This is a genomic window from Streptomyces sp. SAS_270 (assembly GCF_052543295.1).
The window spans coordinates 13,103-36,201 of the sequence record NZ_JBMNDS010000024.1 but is presented as its reverse complement, the minus strand read 5'-3'; the positions used below and the strand labels follow the sequence as shown (position 1 = coordinate 36,201).

The 23,099-nt window shown below is 70.0% G+C and carries 18 protein-coding genes; 13 read left to right on the top strand and 5 right to left on the bottom strand.

Translation table 11 applies throughout. The features are described 5' to 3' along the window. Positions 1 to 124: 124 nt before the first annotated feature. The 4 genes from ACN6LB_RS18350 (at position 125) to ACN6LB_RS18335 (ending at position 6,863) form a co-directional block, all read left to right on the top strand. Positions 125 to 3,040 carry a glycoside hydrolase family 48 protein gene (locus ACN6LB_RS18350; protein WP_445026846.1) on the top strand — a complete coding sequence of 972 codons (2,916 nt, stop codon included), beginning with the start codon at positions 125 to 127 and terminating at the stop codon, positions 3,038 to 3,040. Between the two features lie 133 nt (positions 3,041 to 3,173). Then, a complete protein-coding gene (locus ACN6LB_RS18345) occupies positions 3,174 to 5,837 on the top strand; it encodes a cellulose binding domain-containing protein (RefSeq protein WP_445026845.1) in 2,664 nt (887 codons plus the stop codon). 115 nt (positions 5,838 to 5,952) lie between these two features. Next, entirely contained in the window at positions 5,953 to 6,270 is a 318-nt protein-coding gene (locus ACN6LB_RS18340; protein ID WP_445026844.1) for a PadR family transcriptional regulator, read from the top strand. Positions 6,271 to 6,299: 29 nt separating this feature from the next. Then, positions 6,300 to 6,863 (top strand): hypothetical protein, encoded by a 564-nt coding sequence (locus ACN6LB_RS18335; protein ID WP_445026899.1) that lies wholly within the window; start codon positions 6,300 to 6,302, stop codon positions 6,861 to 6,863. Between the two features lie 63 nt (positions 6,864 to 6,926). Here the strand turns inward: ACN6LB_RS18335 and ACN6LB_RS18330 are convergent, their stop codons facing one another. Both ACN6LB_RS18330 and ACN6LB_RS18325 read right to left on the bottom strand, forming a co-directional pair. After that, positions 6,927 to 8,756: a rhamnogalacturonan lyase gene (locus ACN6LB_RS18330; RefSeq protein ID WP_445026894.1), complete on the bottom strand. Its 1,830-nt coding sequence runs from the start codon at positions 8,754 to 8,756 to the stop codon at positions 6,927 to 6,929. 93 nt (positions 8,757 to 8,849) lie between these two features. Then, positions 8,850 to 9,806 carry a helix-turn-helix transcriptional regulator gene (locus ACN6LB_RS18325; RefSeq protein WP_445026843.1) on the bottom strand — a complete coding sequence of 319 codons (957 nt, stop codon included), beginning with the start codon at positions 9,804 to 9,806 and terminating at the stop codon, positions 8,850 to 8,852. 62 nt (positions 9,807 to 9,868) lie between these two features. On the opposite strand from ACN6LB_RS18325, the gene ACN6LB_RS18320 reads away from it, so the two are divergent. Together ACN6LB_RS18320 and ACN6LB_RS18315 are read left to right on the top strand one after the other, a co-directional pair. Further along, the gene (locus tag ACN6LB_RS18320) at positions 9,869 to 10,348 is read left to right on the top strand and encodes a hypothetical protein (RefSeq protein ID WP_445026842.1); all 480 of its coding nucleotides are present in this window, start codon (positions 9,869 to 9,871) and stop codon (positions 10,346 to 10,348) included. Continuing rightward, positions 10,345 to 10,824, top strand: coding sequence for a hypothetical protein (locus ACN6LB_RS18315; RefSeq protein ID WP_445026841.1), 480 nt, complete (start codon positions 10,345 to 10,347; stop codon positions 10,822 to 10,824). The genes ACN6LB_RS18320 and ACN6LB_RS18315 overlap by 4 nt, the downstream gene beginning before the upstream one ends. Here the strand turns inward: ACN6LB_RS18315 and ACN6LB_RS18310 are convergent. Together ACN6LB_RS18310 and ACN6LB_RS18305 are read right to left on the bottom strand one after the other, a co-directional pair. Beyond that, on the bottom strand, positions 10,790 to 11,536 hold the full coding sequence (locus tag ACN6LB_RS18310) for a class I SAM-dependent methyltransferase (RefSeq protein ID WP_445026840.1): 747 nt from the start codon (positions 11,534 to 11,536) through the stop codon (positions 10,790 to 10,792). The two genes, ACN6LB_RS18315 and ACN6LB_RS18310, sit on opposite strands and share 35 nt — an antisense overlap. A gap of 5 nt (positions 11,537 to 11,541) precedes the next feature. After that, a complete protein-coding gene (locus ACN6LB_RS18305) occupies positions 11,542 to 11,844 on the bottom strand; it encodes a 4a-hydroxytetrahydrobiopterin dehydratase (RefSeq protein ID WP_445026839.1) in 303 nt (100 codons plus the stop codon). A 150-nt stretch (positions 11,845 to 11,994) separates the two neighbouring features. Here ACN6LB_RS18305 and ACN6LB_RS18300 point away from each other — a divergent pair, with 150 nt between their 5' ends. From ACN6LB_RS18300 to narI, 7 genes are all read left to right on the top strand, one after another. Continuing rightward, positions 11,995 to 12,825, top strand: coding sequence for a helix-turn-helix domain-containing protein (locus ACN6LB_RS18300; RefSeq protein WP_445026838.1), 831 nt, complete (start codon positions 11,995 to 11,997; stop codon positions 12,823 to 12,825). 56 nt (positions 12,826 to 12,881) lie between these two features. After that, positions 12,882 to 13,751 carry a helix-turn-helix domain-containing protein gene (locus ACN6LB_RS18295; RefSeq protein WP_445026837.1) on the top strand — a complete coding sequence of 290 codons (870 nt, stop codon included), beginning with the start codon at positions 12,882 to 12,884 and terminating at the stop codon, positions 13,749 to 13,751. Between the two features lie 10 nt (positions 13,752 to 13,761). Continuing rightward, complete coding sequence (locus tag ACN6LB_RS18290) at positions 13,762 to 14,559, top strand: SAM-dependent methyltransferase (protein WP_445026836.1); 798 nt, start codon at positions 13,762 to 13,764, stop codon at positions 14,557 to 14,559. Between the two features lie 78 nt (positions 14,560 to 14,637). Next, positions 14,638 to 18,333 (top strand): nitrate reductase subunit alpha, encoded by a 3,696-nt coding sequence (locus ACN6LB_RS18285; protein WP_445026835.1) that lies wholly within the window; start codon positions 14,638 to 14,640, stop codon positions 18,331 to 18,333. Next, positions 18,333 to 19,919, top strand: coding sequence for a nitrate reductase subunit beta (gene narH / locus ACN6LB_RS18280; protein WP_445026834.1), 1,587 nt, complete (start codon positions 18,333 to 18,335; stop codon positions 19,917 to 19,919). The genes ACN6LB_RS18285 and narH overlap by 1 nt, the downstream gene beginning before the upstream one ends. Continuing rightward, positions 19,919 to 20,491 (top strand): nitrate reductase molybdenum cofactor assembly chaperone, encoded by a 573-nt coding sequence (narJ, locus tag ACN6LB_RS18275; protein ID WP_445026833.1) that lies wholly within the window; start codon positions 19,919 to 19,921, stop codon positions 20,489 to 20,491. Before narH ends, narJ begins: the two co-directional genes overlap by 1 nt. Continuing rightward, entirely contained in the window at positions 20,488 to 21,210 is a 723-nt protein-coding gene (gene narI, locus ACN6LB_RS18270; RefSeq protein WP_445026832.1) for a respiratory nitrate reductase subunit gamma, read from the top strand. Before narJ ends, narI begins: the two co-directional genes overlap by 4 nt. Here the strand turns inward: narI and dnaK are convergent. Beyond that, the gene (gene dnaK, locus ACN6LB_RS18265; protein ID WP_445026831.1) at positions 21,207 to 23,093 is read right to left on the bottom strand and encodes a molecular chaperone DnaK; all 1,887 of its coding nucleotides are present in this window, start codon (positions 23,091 to 23,093) and stop codon (positions 21,207 to 21,209) included. The two genes, narI and dnaK, sit on opposite strands and share 4 nt — an antisense overlap. Between the last annotated feature and the right edge of the window lie 6 nt (positions 23,094 to 23,099).

Genomic DNA, 23,099 nt, shown 5'->3' with positions numbered 1-23,099 from the left:
ATCTTTTCGACTCTTCAAACATCTTGACCCCTTGCACCCCCCTCCTCAATATGGGAGCGCTCCCACTGGTTCAAGGCTTGTTGCTCCTCCCCCCAATTTCCGAGCCGCAAGGAGAAACCAGCACATGCACTCCAGACGGAGAGGCCGTACTGTGCGGCGGCTGTGGACCGCCGTGGTGGCAGCCCTCGCCCTGCCGCTGACGACGCTCGCGACCGGTTCGACTCCCGCCCAGGCCGCGGGAGTTCAATGCAGCGTCGACTACAAGACCAACGACTGGGGCTCCGGCTTCACCGCCGACCTGACCCTCACCAACCGGGGTACCGACGCCATCAACGGCTGGACCCTGACGTACGCCTACGGGGGCAACCAGACCCTCAGCAACGGCTGGAACGGCACCTGGTCCCAGTCCGGCAAGACGGTCACGGCGAAGAACGCCGGCTGGAACGGAACGATCGCCGCCGGGGCCGCCGTCACCACCGGCGCACAGTTCACGTACAGCGGCACCAACACCGCGCCCACGTCCTTCGCGATCAACGGCACCAGCTGCACCGGTGCGCACCAGCCGCCGATCACCGTGCTGACCAGCCCCACCGCGGGCGCCGTCTACACGCAGGGGGACGCGGTACCGCTCGCCGCGACCGCCGCCGCGGCCGACAACGCGACCATCAGCAAGGTCGAGTTCTACGACGACACCACGCTGCTGGGCACCGACACCAGCTCGCCGTACACGCTCTCGGCCTCCGGCTTGACCGTGGGCAGTCATTCCCTGGTGGCGAAGGCGTACGACAGCCTGGGCGCGTCGGCCGACTCCACTCCGGTCGGCATCACGGTCGCCTCGGGTCCCGCGGTGGTCGCCTCGCCCACCCAACTGGGCGTCCAGCAGGGCAAGACGGGCACCTTCGACGTGAAGCTGTCGACGCAGCCCTCGGCGAACGTCACCGTCAGCACCGCCCGGACGGACGGCAACACGGGCCTCTCCGTGAGCGGCGGATCGTCGCTCACGTTCACGCCGTCCAACTGGAACACGGCGCAGAAGGTGACCATCACGGCCGACGCCACCGGCACCGGGGCGGCGACCTTCACGGCGTCCGCGACCGGTCAGGCCAAGGCCACCGTCACCGTGACGGAGCTGGCCGCGTCGAAGGCGTACGACGCACGTTTCCTGGACCTCTACGGCAAGATCACCAACCCGGCGAACGGCTACTTCTCCCCCGAGGGCATTCCGTACCACTCGGTGGAGACGCTGATCGTCGAGGCGCCGGACCAGGGCCATGAGACGACGTCGGAGGCGTACAGCTATCTGATCTGGCTGCAGGCGATGTACGGGAAGGTCACCGGCGACTGGTCCAAGTTCAACGCCGCGTGGACGACCATGGAAAAGTACATGATCCCCACGCACGCCGACCAGCCGACGAACTCCTTCTACAACGCCTCGAAACCGGCGACGTACGCACCCGAGCTGGACACCCCGAACGAGTACCCGGCCAAGCTCGACACCGGTGTCTCTGTCGGCTCGGACCCGATCGCCGGCGAGCTGAAGAGCGCGTACGGCACCGACGACGTGTACGGCATGCACTGGCTGCAGGACGTCGACAACACCTACGGCTACGGCAACGAACCGGGCAAGTGCGAGGCGGGGCCGACCGCCACCGGGCCGTCGTACATCAACACCTTCCAGCGCGGCGCCCAGGAATCCGTCTGGGAGACGGTCCCGCAGCCCACCTGTGACGCCTTCAAGTACGGCGGCACGAACGGCTACCTGGACCTCTTCACCGGCGACTCCTCGTACGCCAAGCAGTGGAAGTACACCGACGCGCCGGACGCCGACGCGCGGGCCGTGCAGGCCGCCTACTGGGCCGATGTGTGGGCCAAGGGGCAGGGCAAGGGCAGTGACGTCTCCACGACCGTCGGCAAGGCCGCGAAGATGGGCGACTACCTGCGCTACTCCATGTACGACAAGTACTTCAAGAAGATCGGCAACTGCGTCGGACCGTCGACCTGCGCGGCCGGCACCGGCAAGGACGCCTCGTCCTACCTGCTGTCCTGGTACTACGCGTGGGGCGGCGCCACCGACACCTCGGCGGGCTGGGCCTGGCGCATCGGCTCCAGCCATGTGCACGGCGGCTACCAGAACCCCCTGGCCGCCTACGCGCTCAGCTCGTACGCCGATCTGAAGCCCAAGTCGGCGACAGGCGCGGCCGACTGGAACACCTCGCTCACCCGGCAGCTGGAGTTCTACCGCTGGCTGCAGTCGAACGAGGGCGCCATCGCGGGCGGCGCGACCAACAGCTGGGCGGGCCGCTACGCGACTCCTCCGGCCGGGACGCCGACCTTCTACGGCATGTACTACGACCAGCAGCCCGTGTACCACGACCCGCCGTCCAACCAGTGGTTCGGCTTCCAGGCGTGGTCCATGGAACGCGTCGCCGAGTACTACCAGCAGACCGGGAACGCGAGCGCCAAGGCGGTGCTCGACAAGTGGGTCTCCTGGGCGCTGTCCAAGACCACGATCAACCCGGACGGCACCTACCAGATTCCGTCCACCCTTCAGTGGTCGGGTGCGCCAGACACCTGGAACGCCTCAAGTCCCGGCGCCAACAGTGGACTTCACGTCACCGTCGCCGACTACACCAATGACGTGGGCGTAGCGGCCGCCTATGCCAAGACCCTGTCGTACTACGCCGCCAAGTCCGGCAACACCCAGGCGAAGACGACGGCGAAGGCACTGCTCGACGGCATGTGGGGCAACTACCAGGACAGCCTCGGTGTGGCCGTCCCGGAGACCCGCGCCGACTACAACCGCTTCGACGACACGGTGTACGTGCCCAGCGGCTGGAGCGGCAAGATGCCGAACGGCGACACGGTCAACTCCTCCTCGACCTTCACCTCGCTCAGGTCCTTCTACAAGAACGACCCGGCGTGGTCGAAGATCCAGAGCTATCTCGCGGGCGGCGCCGCGCCCTCGTTCACGTACCACCGGTTCTGGGCCCAGGCGGACATTGCCCTCGCCATGGGTTCGTACGCGGAGCTCCTCGAATAAGTCCCCGCTAAGGCTCCGCGTACCTGGCCCTGTCGACCTCGTGTCGGCAGGGCTCGGGCCGGGCGGTCCCCACCCGCACGGGGGGCCGCCCGGCCGTCGCGCCTTTCCACCCCCCTTCAGGAGAGGACCCCCCGTGCGAAGAACCCGCATCCTCACAGCCGTGCTCGCCCTCGCGGCCGGCCTCCTCGCGGGCACACCGCCCGCGCTGGCCGCGAGCCCCGCCCCTCGGACGACGCTCGCCGCGGACACGTACACCTGGAAGAACGCGCGCATCGACGGCGGCGGCTTCGTCCCCGGCATCGTCTTCAACCGGTCCGAGAAGAACCTCGCCTACGCCCGCACCGACATCGGCGGCGCCTATCGCTGGCAGGAGTCGTCGAAGACCTGGACGCCGCTGCTCGACTCGGTCGGCTGGGACGACTGGGGCCACACCGGTGTCGTCAGCCTCGCCTCCGACTCCGTCGACCCGAACAAGGTGTACGCGGCCGTCGGCACGTACACGAACAGCTGGGATCCCGGCAACGGCGCCGTGCTCAGGTCCTCCGACCGGGGCGCGAGCTGGCAGAAGGCGGACCTGCCCTACAAGCTGGGCGGAAACATGCCCGGCCGCGGTATGGGCGAGCGGCTCGCGATCGACCCGAACAAGAACAGCGTGCTGTACCTGGGCGCGCCCAGCGGCAAGGGCCTGTGGCGCTCGACGGACTCGGGCGCGAGCTGGTCCCAGGTCACCGACTTCCCCAACGTCGGCAACTACGTGCAGGATGCGACGGACACCAGCGGCTACGCCTCCGACAACCAGGGCATCGTCTGGGTCACCTTCGACGAGTCGACGGGCTCGTCCGGCAGCGCGACGAAGACGGTCTACGTGGGCGTCGCCGACAAGGACAACTCGGTCTACCGCTCGACGGACGCGGGCGCGACCTGGACCCGGCTGGCCGGTCAGCCGACCGGCTATCTGGCCCACAAGGGCGTGCTGGACGCCAAGAACGGCTATCTCTACCTCGCCTACAGCGACAAGGGCGGCCCGTACGACGGCGGTAAGGGCCAACTGTGGCGCTACGCGACGGCGACGGGCACCTGGACGAACATCAGCCCGGTCGCGGAGGCCGACACCTACTACGGCTTCAGCGGGCTGACCGTCGACCGGCAGCATCCGGGCACGGTGATGGCGACGGCGTACAGCTCCTGGTGGCCGGACACGCAGATCTTCCGTACGACGGACAGCGGCTCCACCTGGACGAAGGCCTGGGACTACACCTCGTACCCGACCCGCGCGAACCGCTACACGATGGATGTCTCCTCCTCGCCGTGGCTGAGCTGGGGCGCCAACCCCTCGCCGCCCGAACAGAGCCCCAAACTCGGCTGGATGACCGAGGCGTTGGAGATCGACCCGTTCAACTCCGCGCGGATGATGTACGGGACGGGGGCGACGCTCTACGGCACGGAGAACCTCACCAACTGGGACAGCGGGAGCCAGTTCACCATCAAGCCGATGGTGCAGGGGCTGGAGGAGACGTCCGTGCAGGACCTGGCCGCTCCCCCGTCGGGCGGGGCACAGCTCTTCAGCGGCCTGGGCGACATCGGCGGCTTCCGCCACACGGACCTGACCAAGGTCCCCTCGATGATGTTCACTTCACCGAACTTCACGACGACCACGAGCCTGGACTTCGCCGAGACGAACACGAACACGGTGGTGCGGGTCGGCAACCTGGACTCGGGGCCGCACATCGCGTTCTCGACGGACAACGGCGCCAACTGGTTCGCGGGAACGGACCCTTCGGGTGTCAGCGGCGGCGGTACGGTCGCGGCGGCCTCCGACGGCAGCCGGTTCGTGTGGAGCCCGGCGGGCACGGGTGTGCAGTACGCGACCGGGTTCGGTACGTCGTGGTCGGCGTCGAGCGGGATCCCGGCCGGGGCGCGCGTCGAGTCGGACCGGGTCGACCCGAAGACCTTCTACGGCTTCAAGTCCGGCAAGTTCTACGTGAGTTCGGACGGCGGGGCCACCTTCACGGCGTCCGTCGCGAGCGGCCTGCCGAGCGGTGACAGCGTGCGCTTCAAGGCGCTGCCCGGCACGAAGGGTGACGTCTGGCTGGCAGGTGGGGCCACGGACGGGGCGTACGGGCTGTGGCACTCGACGGACGGCGGCACGACCTTCACCAAGCTGTCGAACGTCGGCCAGGCCGACACCATCGGCTTCGGCAAGGCGGCCACGGGCGCGTCGTACCAGACGCTCTACACGAGCGCCAGGATCGGCGGCGTCCGCGGTATCTTCCGCTCCACCGACAAGGGCGCGAGCTGGACCCGTATCAACGACGACGCCCACCAGTGGGGTTTCACCGGCGAGGCGATCACCGGTGACCCCCGGGTCTACGGGCGGGTGTACGTCTCGACGAACGGTCGGGGGGTCGTCTACGGCGACTCCTCCGACACCGGCGGCGGGGGCGGGGGCGGCACGGACCCGACTCCCACCCCGACGGGCGCCTGCACGGTGACGTACAAGGTCACCAACCAGTGGTCGGGCGGCTTCCAGGCGGACGTGTCCCTCGCCAACACGGGGACGAGCGCCTGGTCCGGCTGGTCGCTCGGCTGGTCCTTCGCGGACGGCCAGAAGATCACCCAGCTGTGGAACGCCGACTACACGCAGTCGGGTACGGCGGTGACCGCGAAGAACGTGAACTGGAACGCGAACGTGGCGACGGGCTCGTCGGTGAGCTTCGGGTTCACGGGCAGCTGGTCGGGGTCGAACACGAAACCGACCACCTTCAAACTGGGCGACCAGACCTGCACGGCGACCTGACCGACCTTCCCCAGGGGGCGCGTACCGACGCCGGTGCGCGCCCCTTTACGGATTCACCCCAGCGTGAGCGTATCTCGTTCTCGACATACGCTCGGCGCGCTGCCACACTGCCGCCATGGGCTCAATTCGCTTGACCAGCACAACACTTGACGTGATCACCGTGCTGCTGACGTCCACGCCCGACAACCCGGCCTGGGGCCTGCGCATCTGCCAGGAGGCGGGCCTGGGATCGGGAACCGTGTACCCCATCCTCGAACGGCTCCTCAAAGCCGGCTGGATCACCAGCCGACGCGAGGACGGCGAACACCCCGGCCGGCCCGCACGCACGTACTACGAGCTGACCGGGGCGGGCCGGACCAACGCCAACTCCGCCCTGGAGGCACGCGCCGCGCGGTACCCCGGGTTCTTCGGCATCGCTCCACAGGGGGGCTGACCATGCCTGCGCTGGCCCTTCTTTCGGCCGTGTTCGTTGTCGGAATCGAGCAGACCGTGCAGTGGAAGTACGGCGCTGCGGGGATCGTGGGTCTCCTGCTCCTGACGATCGGGATCAGGATGAAGGGGGACACGAGTCTCCTGGAAGCGCTGGGCGTGCCCTCCCGCACGGCGGGCGTCGCCGGGAGGATCGCCGGTCGACGGCGCGCCCACTACGTCGAGGAATGGGCCTCCGTCCTCGCCGGAGACCCGGAACACGGAGTGACGCTCTCCCCGGTCCGGCAGCTGCGCTTTGCGCTGGGGTTCGTTCGGGCCGCCGTACGTATGCGTCTCAGTGACATCCTCGGCGGCTTCTGGAAACCGATCGACTGGACGATCTCGACCAAGCAGCGGTCGAACGCCTTCGTCGCCTCCGGTGTCGGCCTCCAAGTGGTCGCGATCAGCATGCACGACGGCCTCTACGGGCTGTGCACCGACGGCCTCGAATGGACCGCCGCCGGTGGGATCGTCCTGTACAACGCGATCGGCCGGCTGCGCCGGGTACGAGGTATCGAGCTCGCGGCGGCGGACCAGCCGGACACAGAGGACGAGTGATCGCCCAACAGCGGTGGGAGCGGCCCTGCTTGGCCGCTCCCACCCGTCCGGCCGGAGGGTGCCCTACGGCGTGTACACCGCCGGTCGCGGCGCCGTCGCCATCCCGTCGCCGATGAAGAAGCTCGGGTGCGGCGGCTGGTTGTAGGCGGTGTTCTGCCAGGCCAGGGCCGTGCGGTACTGGGTGTCGTGGAGCAGTGTGGTGATCTTCGTGTTCGTCTCGTACGGCGTGGAGTAGATCCTGAGCGCCGTGTTGTCGGTCGTCGGCCAGACGACCTCCTCGCGCCAGTCGCCGAGGATGTCGCCGGACAGGGACGGCGTCGCCTTGGTGCTGTTGTTGGAGTGGACCGAGGAGCCCGTCAGCAGGCGGGTGTCGCCGGACGTGCCGTACTTGTCGATGTGGGTGCCGTCGAGGAGTTCGCGGACCGGGTCGCCGTCCCACCAGGACAGGAAGTTGATGCTGCCCGGCTTGCGGCTCGCCACCACCGTGCCCTTCGGATTGCGGACACCGTCCGCGTGGGAGGACCAGGACTCGGCGCCCGCGCTGCCGGCCCACACGTCGCCGGACACGCCGCGCCCGTTGTCGCCGTTGGCGGGCGTGGACCACAGGATCTGCCCGGTGCGCGCGTCGGCCATCCAGGAGGACGGCTTGGAGGAGTCCTCGTCGACCTTGAACTCCTCCAGGCCCGCCCGGGAGGGGTCGAGGTCGCCGACGTGCATGGCGTCGCCGTGCCCGTTCTTCGTGGTCCACAGCCCCGAGCCGTTGTCGTCCACGGCCATCGAGCCGTACACGATCTCGTCCTTGCCGTCGCCGTCGACATCGGCCACCGACAACTGGTGGTCGCCCTGGCCGTCGTACCCCTTGCCGCTGTTCGTCGAGGAGTTGGTGTCGAACGTCCAGCGCCGGGTGAAGGCGCCGCCCCGCCAGTCCCATGCGGCGATCACGGTGCGCGTGTAGTAGCCGCGCGCCATGATCAGCGAGGGCCTTGCGCCGTCCAGGTAGGCGGTCCCGGCGAGGAACCGGTCGACTCGGTTGCCGTAGGAGTCGCCCCAGGACGAGACGGTGCCGCGGGCCGGAACGTAGTCGACGGTGCCCATCGCCTTGCCCGTCTGACCGTTGAACATGGTCAGGTACTCGGGTCCGGAGAGGACGTAGCCGCTGGAATTGCGGTAGTCGGCCGCGGAGTTGCCGATCACCGTGCCCTGGCCGTCCTTCGTGCCGTCGGCCGTCTTCATGGCGACCTCGGCCTTGCCGTCACCGTCGTAGTCGTAGACCTGGAACTGCGTGTAGTGCGCGCCCGAGCGGATGTTGCGGCCCAGGTCGATGCGCCACAGGCGGGTGCCGTCGAGCTTGACGCCGTCGAGGACCGTGTTGCCGGTGTAGCCGGACTGGGAGTTGTCCTTGGCGTTGGTGGGCTGCCACTTGAGGACGAAGTCGAGCTGTCCGTCGCCGTCGAGGTCGGCGACCGAGGCGTCGTTGGCCTCGTAGGTGTACGCGGCGCCGTCGGGGGTCGTGCCGCCCGCGGGCGGGGTGATCGGCACGTCCTTGTAGCCGCTGCGGAACTGGATCGCGTGCACCGAGTCGCCCTGCTCGGTGCCGTTCACGATCGCGCGGACCGTGTAGTCGGCCGAGTTGGGCGCACCGGAGTGGAAGTAGTTGGTGGAGCCGGTGACCGGGGCCGAGTTGACCTTCGTACCGGCGCGGTAGACGTTGAAGGAGACATCGCTCGGGTCGGTGCCGAGCCAGCGCCAGCTGATCAGGTTGCCGCTGTCGGTGCGGACGCTGACGACGCCCCGGTCGAGCTTCTCGACCTGCCGGGCGGTGGCGGCCTCGGCCGTGCCGGTGCCGGCGAGCGTGGTGAGGCCGGCGGCGACGAGGGCCGCGGCGGCGGTCATCGCCGAGAGGACGGCCCGGCGTCTGCGGCGTTGGTGCGGATGCGGGTGCTGCACGTGACGTACCTCCTGAGAGGACGGACGGGTTCCGCTCCCTCAGTCGCCGCCGCTCGCACGGGAGTTGCCGTATCTTTCGGCCAGTTCTGCCACCGTGGCGGCGATCATCGCGCGCAGCCGGGCCGGTTCGAGGATCTCGACGGCCGCGCCCAGGCCGAGGAACTCGCCGTGGGCGCGCTCGACGGACTCGATGGGCACCCTGGCCACGGTCCAGCCCTCCTCGTCCGCATGTCCGTCGACCCGCACCGCCCTGGGCAGCGTCGTCCCGGGCGCCAGCCTGACCAGGGCCTCGCCGCGGTACAGCCGGTCATGGAAGTCACGCTGGTACCGCGTCCAGTACGCGGCCAGATCGAAGCCGTCGGGGCGGGTGAACTCCTCGTCGGACGGGGCGAGTTCGAGGATCTGGTCGACGCGGAAGGTGCGCGGGCCGGGGCCCGCGACGACGTACCAGCGGCCCGCTTTCAGCACCAGTCCGTACGGTTCCAGACGGCGCTGCACATCGGTGGGTTCGGCCCAGCGGCGGTACAGGACGTGCAGCACGCGGCTGTTCCAGACCGCGTCGGCCACCGCCGGGAGGTACGGCGCCTCGGCGGCGTCCGCGTACCAGCCGGGCGCGTCCAGGTGGAAGCGGCCGCTGACCCGGTCGGCGTGCTCGCGCAGCTCGCGCGGGAGGGCGGCGCGCACCTTCAGCTGGGCGGCGGCAAGAACCGAACCGAGGCCGAGCTCGGCTGCGGGGCCGGGGGCGCCCGCGAGGAAGAGGGCCTCGGCCTCGTCGGTGGTGAGGCCGGTCAGCCTGGTGCGGTAGCCGTCGAGCAGCCGATAGCCGCCCGCGTGACCGGCGTCCCCGTACAGCGGCACGCCCGCCGCGCCCAGCGCCTCGACATCCCGGTAGACCGTGCGCACCGAGACCTCCAGCTCCGCGGCGAGCTCGGCGGCGGTCATCCTGCCGCGGGTCTGGAGCAGGAGCAGGATCGAGACGAGTCGCGCTGATTTCACGTTTCCACCCTGCCAGACTTCACTGACAGAAGGTGTCAGTGAAGCGGGCCTAGCTTCCCCGTATGGCCTTCACCGAGAAACTGCTGACCGTGCCACCGCCCATCGTGGTGGCCGGCCGGCGCATCAAGCGCTACCACGTCACCGCGGACCCGGCGGGCATCGCGCCCGAGGTGGAGAAGGCGGCGTACGCGATGCTGCCCGAGCTGCTTCCGGAGCCGGACGGCACCCCGCCCGCGACCTTCGTCGTGCTGCACCGCGGAGGCGACGACGGCGCCTACCTCAACGCGTACAGCTGGGTGTGGGACAACGTCCTGCACTTCCGGGGCGCGTCGGCGGGCCAGCCGGTGCTGGGCTGTCCGGACCGGGACCCCACCCACTTCATCGCCCCGGACCGCCCCTGGATCGGGTGTGTCTGGGAACTGCCGCCGATCCTGCACGAACGCGACGCCTGGGTGCGGCACATGCTCGCACCCCACACTCCCGACCTGGACGGATACATCGGGGACTCGCTCCCCGCCAAAACGACTGGAGACCGCACATGAGCACCGCGCACGACTTCGACTTCTTCCACGGCGAGTGGGACGTCCTCCACCGACGCCTGGTGGACTTCCTGGACGCCGACAGCGGGTGGGAGGAGTTCCCGGCCACCAGCCGCTGCTGGAGCCTGTTCGACGGTGCCGCGAACATCGACGAACTCGACGTACCCGTTCAGGGGTGGAAGGGACTGACCCTGCGCCTCTTCGACCGCGAGAGCCAGCAGTGGTCGCTGAACTGGTCGTCCAGCCGCAGCGGCAGGCTGTTCCCACCGGTGGTGGGCCGATTCGTGGGCACCGAGGGCGTGTTCCACGGCGACGACACCCACGACGGCAAGGACGTACGCGTGCGGTTCGTGTGGTCGGGGATCTCCGCCGGCACGGCCCGCTGGGAGCAGGCGTTCTCGGTGGACGGGGAGAAGATGTGGGTGACCAACTGGGTCATGGAGTTCACGCGGGCGGCTTCTGAAACGCCCTCAGCGTGAACTCCGGATCCGGGCGCGGGACTTCCTGATCGGGCAGCGCTTCGAGCCGCACCGCGAACTGCTCGGTCAGCCGCTCGCCCGGAGGCAGTTGGGTGTACCAGCCGCGACGCAGGTCCGCCGCCGTGCCGCGCGGGCTGCGCCCCTGGCCGTGGCCCCGGAAGCGGGCCTGTCCCACCGGGCTCAGCCCGTGCTCGACGGCGTACGCCTCGATGTGGTCGGCCCGGTCCTGCGCGGGGCGCCGCGGCCGCGGGGCGAGGACGGCGTCGATGTCGCTGCCGACGTCGTGGGCGGCGGCCTTGTCGACCGTGGTCACGTACACCCCGCCCGGGCGCAGCACCCGCGCGCACTCGGCGACCACGGCCTGGGCGTCGTCGGACCCGTCCACGAGATGCAGCAGCCACACACTGGTCACGGCGTCGAACACTCCGTCGGCAAACGGCAGTCGGCGGCTGTCGGCCAGCAGCACGGCGCCCGGCAGCCGGGCCGCGGCCATGTGCGCCATGGCGTACGCGGCGTCCGCGCCGGTCACCCGCAGCCCGCCCCGCGCGGTCGCGAGCCGTCGGGTCACGATCCCGGTGCCGCAGGCGACGTCGAGCAGGCTCCGTGTTCCCTCGGGCACCAGCCCCAGCACCGCGTCCGCGGCCGCGGCGGCCCGGGGCTCACCGCCGCGCGTGGCGTCGTAGGCGTCGGCTTCCTTGTCGTAGTCGAGCATGCGGGTCAGCTCGCGCCGTGCCCCGGTGCCAGTTCCGCCACCCGGCGGGCGAGCTCGAAGTCGCGCTCGGTGATACCGCCGACGGTGTGCGTGTTCACGGTCAGGGAGACGGTGTTGTAGCCGAGGGTCAGGTCGGAGTGGTGGTCGAGTTCCTCCTGCACCTGGGCGATGTGCACGACCATCGCGGTCGCGGCGAAATGGGAGGCGAGGCGGTAGGAACCGGCGATCCGGTCCCCGTCCAGCGACCAGCCCGGCAGCTCCGCCAGCCGGTCCTCGATCTCCTTCTGCGACAGCGGTTGGACCGGCATGCCTCGCTCCTCTCACACGGCTCACACAAGGGGGACGCGTCTCACACTGCCACAATCCCCCGAAGTCGGCGCCGTACGCCCCCGGCGGCCGCACACTACTGGAGGAACCGTGGCCCGGCTGCCGCGCCGGCCGACCGATACGGTCGTCGTATGAGCACTCTCGCCTCCGAGGCCGCCTCCCTTACTGCAGCCGCTCCCGGCAAGGGGGTCGGCCCGCTGCTGCGCGGCTGGCGCGAGCAGCGTCGCGTCAGCCAGCTGGAGCTGGCGCTGCGGGCCGGGTCGTCGGCCCGCCACATCAGTTTCATCGAGACGGGCCGCTCGCGCCCGAGCGAGGAGATGGTGCTGCGGCTGGCCGAGCACCTGGACGTGCCGGTCCGCGAGCGCAACGCGCTGCTCCTGGCGGCCGGTTACGCGCCGCACTACCCGGAGACCCCGCTCGACGACCCGTCGATGGACGCGCTGCGCCAGGGCATGGAGCGCCTGATCCAGGGCTACGAGCCCTACCCGGCGCTGGTGGTCGACGCCATGTACAACGTGCTCGCGGCCAATCGGGGCATCGCCATGCTCCTGGAGGGCATCCCGGAGTCCCTCCTGACATCCCCGCTGAACGCGATGCGCCTCACCCTGCACCCGGAGGGCCTCGCCCCGCGCATCCGCAACCACCGCGAATGGCGCGACCACCTCCTCGCGCAGATGGACCGCCAGATCGCCCTGCACCGCTCCGAGCCGCTGCGCGCGCTGTACGAGGAGGTCGCCGCGTATCCCGTCCCGGACCTCGACGCGGACGTCGAACTCACCGAGCCCGTCCCCTACTTCGCGCTCCCGATGCAGGTCGAGCACGAGGGCCGGGTCCTCTCCTTCATCTCGTCGATCTCCACCTTCAACACACCCATGGACGTGACGGTCGCGGAACTGGCCATCGAGACGTTCCTCCCGGCCGACCCCGCGACCGTCAAATACCTTCAGTCACTCGTGCCCTGACGGAACGATGGACATGTCACACTGCACGCATACTTCGGCGCGTGGGGAGGCGTGGCGTGAGTGAGCGGCGTGCCGCGCCCACCGTGGGGCAGGTGGTGCTCGGGAAGCGGCTGCAGGAGTTGCGGGAGACGGCCGGGCTGAGCCGGGACGAGGCGGCGCGGGTGCTGCGCGTGACCTCGGCGACCGTACGGCGGATGGAGACGGCCGACGTCGCGCTCAAGATCCCTTACGTGCAGATGCTGTTGAGCGCCTACGGCGTGCCCGAGGACGACGCGTCGGCGTTCGTGGCGCTCACCGAGGAGGCGAACCGGCCCGGCTGGTGGCAGCGGTTCCACGAGGTGCTGCCGGACTGGTTCAGCATGCACGTCAGCCTGGAGGGCGCGGCCCGCATGATCCGGTCGTACGAGCCGCACTTCGTGCCCGGGCTGCTGCAGACCGAGGAGTACGCGCGGGCGGTCCTGGAGGCCGGGACGGTCGGGGAGGCGGGCCCGGGAGCGGTCGAGGGACATGTGTCGCTGCGGATGGCCCGGCAGAAGCTGCTCTCGCGCGAACATCCCCCGCGTCTGTGGGTGGTCATGGACGAGACGGTGCTCAGGCGTCCGGTGAGCATCCGCGGCGCCGTCATGCGCGACCAGCTGGACCGGCTGCTGGAGGCCGCCGACAGCGACCACGTCACGCTCCAGGTCGCCGAGTACGCGCAGGGCCCGCACCCGGCGACGTACGCGCCCTTCTGCCTGTTCCGCTTCGCGGAGCCCGAACTGCCCGACATGGTCGTCAGCGAGTACCTGACCGGTGCGCTCTACCTCGACTCGCGCGCCGAGGTGGCCATGCACCTGGAGGTGCTCGACCACCTGACGGCCCGTGCCGCGTCCGCGCACGACACCAAGAGGATCCTCCGGAAGTACCGCGAGGACTGCCACGTCTAGGAGCATGTGCATGACCGAACGGGAAGCAGCGCCCGCCATCGACACCAGCCGGCCCCACCCCGCCCGGGTCTACGACTGGTGGCTGGGCGGCAAGGACAACTACCCCATCGACGAGGAGCTCGCGCGCCGGATCCTCGCCGTGGACGGCTCCGTGCTGCGCGGGGCGCGCGCCAACCGCCGGTTCATGCACCGTGCCGTCCGCACGGTCGCCGAGGCCGGGATCCGGCAGTTCCTGGACATCGGGACGGGCATCCCCACGGAGCCCAACCTGCACCAGGTGGCGCAGGACGTCGCGCCCGAGTGCAAGGTCGTGTACGCGGACAACGACCCGATCGTCCTGCGGCACGCCCAGGCGCTGCTGCAGGGGTCCGCCGAGGGCCGCACCGACTATGTGCACGCCGACGTCCGCGACCCCGACACCATCCTGCGGCTGGCCGCCGAGTCCCTGGACTTCGCCGAGCCGGTCGCCCTGTCGCTGGTGGCGCTGACGCACTACCTGGACGACGGCGTCCACGACCTGCTCCGCACGTACGTCGACGTGCTCGCGCCCGGCAGCTACCTGATCCTGTCGCAGGTCACCCCGGACCTCAGCCCGGAGGCCATCGAGAAGGCGGCCGAGAACTTCCGGCGCAGCGGCACCCCCTTCCACCCCCGGTCGGTCACCGAGTTCACGCGCTTCTTCGACGGCCTGGAGCTGCTCGGGCCCGGCGTCATCCCCGTCTTCGGCTGGCGGCCGGAGCCGGTGGACGTGGCGGCCCAGCTGGAGGGCATCGTGCCCGTGTACGCGGGCGTGGCCCGCAAGGCCTGACCCGGACGGGTGCCGTGAACGGGTGCGCTCCCGCGCCCGCCCGTAGGTTCGACCCACGGGCAAGCAAGGGAGCGCACCGTGGCCGACACCCCGGCACCCCCCAGCGAACCGGGCGCCGCCCTGCTCCGCGCCGGAAGGTTCTTCCGGCCCGGCACACCGGCGCCCGACCTGCACAGCATCGGCCTCACCGGCGGGCGCGAGGCGGACGCGTTCTACCGCGACCGCTGGAGCCACGACAAGGTCGTGAACTCCACTCACGGAGTGAACTGCACGGGCTCCTGCCGCTGGAAGGTGTACGTCAAGGACGGCATCATCACCTGGGAGACCCAGCAGACGGACTACCCGTCGGTGGGCCCCGACCGTCCCGAGTACGAGCCCCGCGGCTGCCCGCGCGGGGCGGCCTTCTCCTGGTACACGTACTCGCCGACCCGGGTCCGCTACCCGTACATCAGGGGCGTGCTCCTGGAGATGTACCGGGAGGCGCGCAACCGGCTCGGCGACCCGGTGCTCGCCTGGGCGGACCTGCAGAGCGACCCGGAGCGGCGGCGCCGCTACCAGCAGGCGCGCGGCAAGGGCGGACTGGTGCGGGCGAGCTGGGACGAGGCGGTCGAGATCGTCGCCGCGGCCCATGTCCACACCATCAAGGCGTACGGCCCCGACCGGATCGCGGGCTTCTCACCCATCCCGGCGATGTCGATGGTGTCGCACGCCGCCGGGGCGCGCTTCCACTCGCTCATCGGCGCCCCGATGCTCTCCTTCTACGACTGGTACGCGGACCTTCCGGTCGCCTCACCGCAGGTCTTCGGCGACCAGACCGACGTGCCGGAGTCGGGCGACTGGTGGGACGCCGCGTATCTGATGATGTGGGGCTCGAACGTCCCGGTGACCCGGACGCCGGACGCGCACTGGATGGCCGAGGCCCGCTACCGCGGCCAGAAGGTCGTGGTCGTCGCCCCCGACTACGCGGACAACGCCAAGTTCGCCGACGAGTGGCTGCATCCGCACCCGGGCACGGACGGCGCGCTGGCCCTGGCGATGGGGCACGTGATCCTCAAGGAGTTCTTCGTCGACCGCGAGACCCCGTTCTTCGCGGACTACGTGCGCAGGTTCACCGACCTGCCGTTCCTGGTGACCCTCACCGAGCGGGACGGCGCGTACGTCCCGGCCAAGTTCCTGCGCGCGTCCGATCTCGGCCAGGGCGGCGAGGGCGCGGAGTGGAAGACGGTCGTGCTGGACTCCGCGACCGGCCGCCCGGTGGTCCCCAACGGCTCGCTGGGCTTCCGCTGGACCGAATCGGGCAAGGGCAGGTGGAACCTCGAACTCGGCGCCGTACAACCGCGGTTGAGCCTGTACGGCAGTGACGGCGCCGCCGGGGTGGAGGTGCTCCTGCCGCGCTTCGACACGGAGGGCGGGGAGCACGGGCAGGGGCGCGGCGACATCCTGCGACGTGGGGTTCCGGCGACGCGTCCGGGCGGGGCGGACGGACCGCTGGTGACGACCGTCTTCGATCTGCTGCTCGCGCAGTACGGCGTGGGACGCGGCGGACTCCCGGGGCAGTGGCCCGCCTCCTACGACGACGCCGAGGCGCCCGGCACGCCCGCCTGGCAGCAGGTGCACACCTCCGTCCCCGCGGCCGCGTGCACGAAGATCGCCCGGGAGTTCGCGCGGACGGCGGAGAAGTCGCGGGGCCGCTGCATGATCCTGATGGGCGCCGGGACCAACCACTGGTTCCACTCCGAGACGATCTACCGCGCCTTCCTGGCCCTGCTTCAGCTCACCGGCTGCCAGGGCCGCAACGGCGGGGGCTGGGCGCACTACGTCGGGCAGGAGAAGTGCCGCCCGGTCACCGGCTGGGCGACGCTCGCGGGCGCCGGCGACTGGAGCCGGCCGCCACGGCAGATGATCGGCACCGCGTACTGGTTCCTCAACACCGACCAGTGGCGCTACGACCGCTTCGCCGCCGACGTGCTCGCCTCACCGCTGGGCGAGGGCCGCTTCGCGGGCATGACGGGCGCGGACTGTCTGGCCCTGTCGGCGCGGACGGGATGGATGCCGTCGTACCCGACGTTCGACCGCAACCCCCTGGAGCTGGGCGAGGCGTTCGGCGACCCCGTCGCCAAGGTGGTGGCCGAACTCCGGGCGGGGACACTGAAGTTCGCGTGCGAGGACCCGGACGCACCGGAGAACTGGCCACGGGTGCTGACCCTGTGGCGGGCCAATCTGCTCGGCTCCTCGGCGAAGGGCGCGGAGTACTTCACCAAGCATCTCCTCGGCACCCACTCGTCGCTGCGCGCCGAGGAGGCGGAACCCGAGGTGCGCCCGCGCGACGTGACCTGGCGGGAGGAGGCGCCCGAGGGCAAGCTCGACCTGCTGCTGTCGCTGGACTTCCGGCAGACCTCCTCGACGCTACTGTCGGACGTCGTCCTGCCGGCCGCCACCTGGTACGAGAAGCACGATCTGTCGACCACGGACATGCACCCCTACGTGCACTCCTTCACCCCGGCCGTCGATCCGCCGTGGCAGGCGCGCACCGACTTCGACACCTTCAAGGCGCTGGCCGAGCGGCTGAGCGAACTCGCCGTCGGGCACCTCGGGGTCCGCAAGGACCTCGTCGCCACCGCCCTGCAGCACGACACTCCGGGCGAGATCGCGCAGCCCGGCGGTGTCGTCCTGGACTGGAAGCGGGGCGACTGCGCGCCCGTGCCCGGCACAACGCTGCCGAACCTGACGGTGGTCGAGCGGGACTACACGGCGATCGGGGCGAAGTTCGCGGCGCTCGGTCCGCTGGTGGAAAAGCTCGGGCTGCCTGCCAAGGGGATCGCGCTGCGGCCCGACGTGGAGGTCGATTCCCTCCGTGAGCGCAACGGTGCGGTGCGCGGCGGTCCCGCCGACGGGCGTCCGGCGCTCGACACCGCGGTGAAGGCCGCCAACACCATCCTCGCCCTGTCGGGCACCACCAACGGGCGCCTGGCGACGCAGGGTTTCCGCACCCTGGAGGAGCGCACCGGGCAGGAGATGGCCCACCTGGCCGCCGAGCACGAGGGCAAGCTGGTCACGTACGCGGACACGCAGGCCGCGCCGGTGCCGGTGATCACCTCTCCGGAGTGGTCGGGCAGCGAGTCGGGCGGGCGCCGCTACACCGCGTTCACCCTCAACACCGAGCACCTCAAGCCCTGGCACACGCTCACCGGGCGCCAGCACTTCTTCCTCGACCACGACTGGATCCATGAACTGGGCGAGGCGCTGCCCGTCTACCGGCCGCCGCTCGACATGAACAGACTCTTCGGCGAACCGCGCCTCGGACCGGACGGGCAACGGGAGGTGACGGTCCGTTACCTGACCCCGCACAACAAGTGGTCCATCCACTCCGAGTACCAGGACAACCTGTTCATGCTGTCGCTGTCCCGCGGAGGGCAGAACATCTGGATGTCCCCCGAGGACGCGGACGCGATCAAGGTGAGGGACAACGACTGGATCGAGGCGGTCAACCGCAACGGCGTGGTGGTCGCCCGGGCGGTCGTCTCGCACCGGATGCCCGCGGGCACGGTCTACATGCACCACGCCCAGGAGCGCACGGTGAACGTCCCGAAGGCGGAGACGACCGGAATGCGCGGCGGCATCCACAACTCGCTGACCCGGCTCATCCTCAAACCGTCCCATCTCATCGGCGGCTACGCCCAGTTGTCGTGGGCGTTCAACTACCTGGGCCCGACGGGCAACCAGCGCGACGAGGTGACGGTCATCCGCCGCCGCTCGCAGGAGGTGGAGTACTGATGCGCCCGATGGCCCAGATCGCCATGGTCATGAACCTCGACAAGTGCATCGGCTGCCATACCTGTTCAGTGACCTGCAAGCAGGCGTGGACCAACCGCAGCGGCATGGAATACGTCTGGTTCAACAACGTCGAGACCCGGCCCGGCCAGGGCTATCCGCGCCGCTACGAGGACCAGGAGAAATGGCGCGGCGGCTGGGAGCTGAACAAGCGGGGTGCCCTGAAGCTCAAGGGCGGCGGGCGCTTCCGCAAGCTCGCCGGGATCTTCTCCAACCCCAAGCTGCCGGAGATCAAGGACTACTACGAGCCCTGGACGTACGACTACAAGAACCTCACCGACGCCCCGCTCGGCGACGACTTCCCGGTGGCACGACCCGTCTCGCAGCTCACCGGAAAGCCGATGAAGATCGAGTGGTCCTCGAACTGGGACGACAACCTGGCGGGCGCCCCCGAGCACGGCGACCTCGACCCCATGGTCGAGCGAACGCGCAGACAGGCCGCCGACAAGGTGAAGTTCGCGTTCGAGCAGACCTTCATGTTCTACCTGCCGCGGATCTGCGAGCACTGCCTCAACCCGGCGTGCGTGGCGTCCTGCCCCTCCGGCGCGATGTACAAGCGGGCCGAGGACGGCATCGTGCTGGTCGACCAGGACGCCTGCCGCGGCTGGCGGATGTGCGTGACCGGATGCCCGTACAAGAAGGTCTACTTCAACCACCGCACCGGCAAGGCCGAGAAGTGCACGCTGTGCTATCCACGCCTGGAGGTGGGCCTGCCCACCGTCTGCTCGGAGACCTGCGTGGGCCGGCTGCGCTATCTCGGTGTCATCCTCTACGACGCCGACAAGGTGACCGCGGCCGCCGCCACACCCGGTGAACAGGACCTGTACGAGGCACAGTTGGGCGTCTTCCTCGACCCCGAGGACCACGCCGTCCAGCGGGCGGCCGAGGAGGCCGGGATCCCGCACGACTGGATGGAGGCGGCACGCCGCTCCCCCGTGCACGCGCTGATCAGCAAGTACAAGGTGGCGCTGCCGCTGCATCCCGAGTACCGCACGATGCCCATGGTCTGGTACATCCCGCCGCTGTCGCCGGTGGTGGACGCGCTGACGGAGACCGGGTTCGACGGCGAGGACGCGGAGAACCTGTTCGGCGCGATCGACGCCCTGCGCATTCCGCTGGAGTACCTGGCGGAGCTGTTCACCGCGGGTGACGTGGAGCCGGTCCGCGACTGTCTCACCAAGCTCGCCGCGATGCGCTCCCACATGCGGGCGATCAACCTCGGCGATCCGCCCGACCCGGCGATCGCGGCCTCGGTCGGCATGGACGCCGCGGAGGTCGAGGCGATGTACCGGCTGCTGGCCATCGCCAAGTACGAGGACCGGTACGTGATTCCGACGGCCGCCGTCGGCGACGCCCGGCGACTGGAGGAGTCCGCGCTGCCCGACGAGTGCAGCCTCGACCACGAAGGCGGGCCCGGCATGGGCGGCGACGGGCCCTTCGGTCAGGACTCGGGGCGCCGACAGCTGCCGCTGGTGTCCGTCGAGACCTTTCACGCGCTGCGCGAGCGCCAGACGAAGGAGAACGGCTGATGCACCCCGACGTCCTCTTCCAGGCCGCCGCGCACTGCCTCGTCTACCCGGACGAGGAGTTCCGCGCCCGGCTGCCCCTGCTGCGCCGAGCAGCCCCGGAACTGCGGGAGTTCCTCGACCACGCGGACGCGCAGAAACCTTCGGACCTCGCCGCGCACTACGTCCAGGTCTTCGACTTCAAGAACCGGCACAGCCTCTATCTGAGCTGGTGGCGCGACGGCGACACCCGGCGCCGTGGGATGGCGCTGGTCCGCTTCAAGGAGGTGTACCGGGCGCACGGCCTGGAGTTCACCGGCGAGGAGCTGCCGGACTTCCTGCCGGCCGTCCTGGAGTTCTGCGCGCAGAGCGGCGACCAGAGCCTCCTGCTGGAGCACCGCGGCGGCCTCGAACTGCTGCGGCTCGCGCTGACCGACTTCAGGACGCCGTACGCCGGCGTCCTGGACGTGGTGTGCGGGGCGTTGCCCGGTCCGTCCCCGAAGGACCGCGCCGAGGCACTGGCGCTGGCCCGCAGCGGCCCGCCCCGTGAGGACGTGGGCCTGGAACCCTTCGCCCTGACGGGAGACCGGCCGTGAGCACACTGCTGTGGGGCGCCCTGCCGTACGTCGCCCTCGCCCTGCTCGTCGCGGGCCTCGTCTGGCGCCGCCGCTACGACAAGTTCGGCTGGACCACCCGCTCCTCGCAGATCTACGAGTCGAGGCTGCTGAACATCGCCTCGCCCGCCTTCCACTACGGTCTCCTCTTCGTGCTCGCCGGCCACCTGGTCGGCCTGTTCGTCCCCGAGTCGTGGACCCGCTCCCTCGGTGTCGGCGAGCACGCCTACCATCTGCTGTCGCTGTACGGCGGCACGGCGGCCGGTGTCCTCACGGTGCTCGGCATCGGGCTGCTCGTCTACCGCAGGCGGACCAACTCGCCGGTGTTCCGGGCGACGACGGTCAACGACAAGCTCATGTACGTGGTGCTGGTGGGCGCGATCGTGATGGGCATGGTCGCCAAGCTCACACACGCCTCCGGTGACGGCTACAACTACCGTGACTCCATCGCCCCTTGGGCCCGCAGCCTCTTTCGGCTCAGTCCGAGGACGGAGCTGATGGACGGCGTGCCCGTGCTCTACCAGGTGCACATGGTGATCGGCATGGCGCTGATCGCGCTGGTGCCGTACACGCGTCTGGTGCACATGTTCAGCGCGCCCGTGCAGTACCTGTTCCGGCCGTACGTGGTCTACCGCAGCCGCGACCCGAAGCAGCTCGGGCCGCGGCCGGAGCGGCGGGGCTGGGAACGGACCGGGTCCTAGGCCGCCCCGCCCTTCGCGTCCTTGTCGTCGTCGACGATCTCCGCGTCGACGACGCCCTCCTCGTCCTGCGGGGTGGCGGCCGGCTCGTCCTGCGGTGCGGTGTGCTGCCCGGCGTCCGCCGTGGGTGACTGCTGTGCCTGGGCGTACATCTCCTGGCCCATCCGCTGGCTGACGGAGAGCAGCTTGTCGACGCCGGTGCGCAGGGCGGGTGTCTCGGCGTTCTGCTCCAGGAGCGTCTTCAGCCCGGCGACGACGGACTCGACCTCGCTCTTAGTCTCCGGTGCGACCTTGTCGCCGTTCTCGCGGACGAACTTCTCGGTCTGGTAGACGAGTTGCTCGGCCTGGTTGCGGGTCTCGGCCGCCTCGCGGCGTTTGCGGTCCTCGTCCGCGTACTGCTCGGCCTCCCGCATCATGCGGTCGATGTCGTCCTTCGGCAGCGCCGAGCCGCCAGTGACGGTCATCTTCTGCTCGCGTCCGGTCGCGAGGTCCTTCGCCGAGACATGCATGATCCCGTTGGCGTCGATGTCGAAGGCGACCTCGATCTGCGGCACCCCGCGCGCGGCGGGCGGCAGCCCGGTGAGGTCGAAGACGCCGAGCTTCTTGTTGTACGCGGCGATCTCGCGCTCGCCCTGGTAGACCTGGATGCCGACGGAGGGCTGGTTGTCGGTGGCCGTCGTGAAGATCTCCGAACGCCGGGTCGGGATCGTCGTGTTGCGTTCGATGAGCTTCGTCATGATGCCGCCCTTGGTCTCGATGCCCAGGGACAGCGGGGTGACGTCGAGCAGCAGGACGTCCTTCACGTCTCCGCGGATGACACCCGCCTGGAGGGCCGCGCCGACGGCCACGACCTCGTCCGGGTTCACGCCCTTGTGCGGGTCCTTGCCGGTGAGTTCCTTCACCAGTTCGGTGACGGCGGGCATCCGGGTGGAGCCGCCGACCAGGATCACATGGTCGATGTCGGAGAGCTTCACGCCCGCGTCCTTGACCGCCTGGTGGAAGGGGGTCTTGCAGCGGTCGAGCAAGTCGTGGGTCAGCTCCTGGAACTGAGCTCGCGTCAGCTTCTCGTCCAGGTGCAGCGGGCCCTCGGCGGTGGCGGTGATGTAGGGCAGGTTGACGGTGGTCTCGGAGGAGCTGGACAGCTCGATCTTCGCCTTCTCGGCGCCCTCGCGCAGCCGCTGCACCGCCATCTTGTCGCCCGCGAGGTCGATGCCGTACGAGCCCTTGAAGCCCTTCACGAGGTGGTCGACGATCCGCTGGTCCCAGTCGTCGCCGCCGAGTTGCGTGTCGCCGTTGGTCGCCTTGACCTCGATGACACCGTCGCCGATCTCCAGGAGCGAGACGTCGAACGTGCCGCCGCCCAGGTCGAAGACGAGCACGGTCTGCTCCTCGCCGCGGTCGAGGCCGTAGGCGAGGGCGGCGGCCGTCGGCTCGTTGATGATCCTGAGGACCTTCAGGCCCGCGATCTCGCCGGCCTCCTTGGTGGCCTGGCGCTGGGCGTCGTCGAAGTAGGCGGGCACGGTGATCACGGCGTCCGTGACGTCCTCGCCGAGGTACGACTCGGCGTCCCGCTTGAGCTTCTGCAGCACCCGCGCCGACAGTTCCTGAGCGCGGTAGCGCGTGCCGTCGACCGAGCCCTCCTCGGGGAAGCGCCAGGGCCCGTCGCCCATGTGGCGCTTGACGGACCGGGCGGTGCGCTCGATGTTCGTGACGGCCTGCCGTTTGGCGACCTCACCGACGAGGACCTCGCCGTTCTTGGCGAAGGCGACCACGGAGGGTGTGGTGCGCGCGCCCTCGGCGTTGGCGACGACGGTGGGGTCACCGCCTTCCAGGACCGCCACCACCGAGTTCGTGGTCCCGAGATCGATCCCGACCGCACGTGCCATGTCCGT